Here is a 2,954-nt window from a genome sequence, read left to right as displayed (position 1 = left end):
TATCTTGGTCAAGCCCTCGACTTATTAGTATTAGTCAGCTGAACATGTTACCATGCTTACACCTCTAACCTATCAACCTGGTGGTCTTCCAGGAGTCTTACTTGCACCACACTTACGTGTGGACAATGGGAAATCTCATCTTAGGGTGGGCTTCACGCTTAGATGCTTTCAGCGTTTATCCCTTCCAAACATAGCTACCCAGCGATGCCACTGGCGTGACAACTGGTGCACCAGAGGTTTGTCCATCCCGGTCCTCTCGTACTAAGGACAGCTCCCTTCAAATTTCCTACGCCCGCGACGGATAGGGACCGAACTGTCTCACGACGTTCTGAACCCAGCTCGCGTGCCGCTTTAATGGGCGAACAGCCCAACCCTTGGGACCTACTTCAGCCCCAGGATGCGACGAGCCGACATCGAGGTGCCAAACCTCCCCGTCGATGTGGACTCTTGGGGGAGATCAGCCTGTTATCCCCGAGGTAGCTTTTATCCGTTGAGCGATGGCCCTCCCACGAGGTACCACCGGATCACTAAGCCCGACTTTCGTCCCTGCTCCACTTGTAAGTGTCGCAGTCAGGCTCCCTTCTGCCTTTGCACTCTTCGCGCGATTTCCAACCGCGCTGAGGGAACCTTTGGGCGCCTCCGTTACTCTTTCGGAGGCGACCGCCCCAGTCAAACTGCCCACCTAACAATGTCCTGTGACCAGATTCATGGCCTCCAGTTAGAACCTCAGTACTGTCAGGGTGGTATCCCAAGGATGACTCCACACAGGCTGACGCCCATGTATCGTAGTCTCCCACCTATCCTGTACAGACAATACCGAAATTCAATGCTAAGCTACAGTAAAGCTCTACGGGGTCTTTCCGTCCAATCGCGGGTATCCAGCATCTTCACTGGAACTACAATTTCGCCGGATGTACTGTTGAGACAGTGCCCAAATCATTACGCCATTCGTGCGGGTCGGAACTTACCCGACAAGGAATTTCGCTACCTTAGGACCGTTATAGTTACGGCCGCCGTTTACTGGGGCTTAAGTTCATAGCCTCGCCAAGAGCAAGCTCTCAGCTAACTAATCCCCTTAACCTTCCAGCACCGGGCAGGCGTCAGCCCCTATACATCAGCTTTCGCTTTAGCAGAGACCTGTGTTTTTGCTAAACAGTTGCTTGGGCCTATTCTCTGCGACCTACTTACGTAGGCACCCCTTCTCCCGAAGTTACGGGGTCAATTTGCCGAGTTCCTTAACAGTAATTCTTCCGATGGTCTTAGGATTCTCTCCTCACCTACCTGTGTCGGTTTGCGGTACGGGCACCAATATCCTCGATAGAGACTTTTCTTGGCAGCGTGGAATCAGATACTTCAGCAATAAATTGCCTTCCCCATTACATCTCAGCGTTAAGAGCAAACGGATTTGCCTGCTTGCTCCGCCTAAATGCTTAGACACACATCCAATAGTGTGCACATCTTATCCTCCTGCGTCATCCCATTTCTAATAACGTCCATTGGTGGTATCGGAATATCAACCGATTGTCCATCACCTACGCCTTTCGGCCTCGGCTTAGGTCCCGACTAACCCTGAGAGGACGAGCCTTCCTCAGGAAACCTTAGGTTTTCGACCGTTAAGATTCTCACTTAACTCTCGCTACTCATGCCAACATTCTCACTTCTGTACCGTCCACCACTCCTTACGGTATGACTTCAGCCAGTACAGAAAGCTCCTCTACCGCTTACACAATTGTGTAAACCCATAGCTTCGGTGGTAAGTTTTAGCCCCGGACATCTTCGGCGCAGGATCTCTTGACTAGTGAGCTATTACGCACTCTTTGAATGAGTGGCTGCTTCTGAGCCAACATCCTAGTTGTCTTAGAAATCCCACATCCTTTTCCACTTAACTTACACTTTGGGACCTTAGCTGATGGTCTGGGCTGTTTCCCTTTTGACTACGGATCTTATCATTCGCAGTCTGACTGCCGAAATAAAAGTATATGGCATTCGGAGTTTGATAGGGTTCAGTAACTGTTGTCAGCCCCTAGCCCATTCAGTGCTCTACCTCCATTACTCAATTAATCGACGCTAGCCCTAAAGCTATTTCGAGGAGAACCAGCTATCTCCGAGTTCGATTGGAATTTCTCCGCTATCCACAGCTCATCCCATGGTTTTTCAACACCAACGTGGTTCGGACCTCCACGGAATTTTACTTCCGCTTCATCCTGGCCATGGATAGGTCACCCGGTTTCGGGTCTACGACATGCAACTAGAACGCCCTATTCAGACTCGGTTTCCCTTCGGCTCCGTACCTTAAGTACTTAACCTTGCTACATATCGTAACTCGTTGGCTCGTTCTACAAAAAGCACGCCGTCACACATAAAAAGTGCTTCGACCGGTTGTAGGCACACGGTTTCAGGTTCTATTTCACTCCCCTTCCGGGGTTCTTTTCACCTTTCCCTCACGGTACTTCTTCACTATCGGTCACTAGGTAGTATTTAGCCTTGGGAGGTGGTCCTCCCAGCTTCCCACAAGGTTTCACGTGTCTCGTGGTACTCTGGATTAGATCTGACTGTTCTTCCTTTTCATTTACAGGCCTATTACCTTCTGCGGAGCAGCTTTCCAGCTATCTTCAATTAAAGAATTGCAGTATTTATGATCTATCCTCAACCCCTAAGTCAAAGACTTAGGTTTGGGCTCATTCCCTTTCGCTCGCCGCTACTTAGGAAATCGATATTTCTTTCTCTTCCTCCGGGTACTTAGATGTTTCAGTTCCCCGGGTGTACCTCTGCATACCTATTTATTCAGTATGCAGTACATAGTTGTTACTATGTGGGTTCCCCCATTCGGAAATCTTTGGATCACAGGCTATTTGCGCCTACCCAAAGCTTATCGCAGCTTAACGCGTCCTTCTTCGGCTCCTAGTGCCAAGGCATTCGCCATGCGCCCTTTGTAGCTTGACCTTTGATTCTGT

Annotated in this window: 1 rRNA gene; it reads right to left on the bottom strand. The window is 49.7% G+C overall.

Annotation, left to right across the window (positions count from 1 at the left end):
- Positions 1-4: 4 nt before the first annotated feature.
- A 23S ribosomal RNA gene (locus KPL54_RS25540) occupies positions 5-2,943 on the bottom strand.
- Positions 2,944-2,954 lie beyond the last annotated feature (11 nt).

It is taken from the genome of Clostridium estertheticum, assembly GCF_018861295.1.
Taxonomy (GTDB): domain Bacteria; phylum Bacillota; class Clostridia; order Clostridiales; family Clostridiaceae; genus Clostridium_AD; species Clostridium_AD estertheticum_D.
Note: the sequence above shows the minus strand (reverse complement) of the source record. Positions and strands in the feature narration are given on the sequence as shown.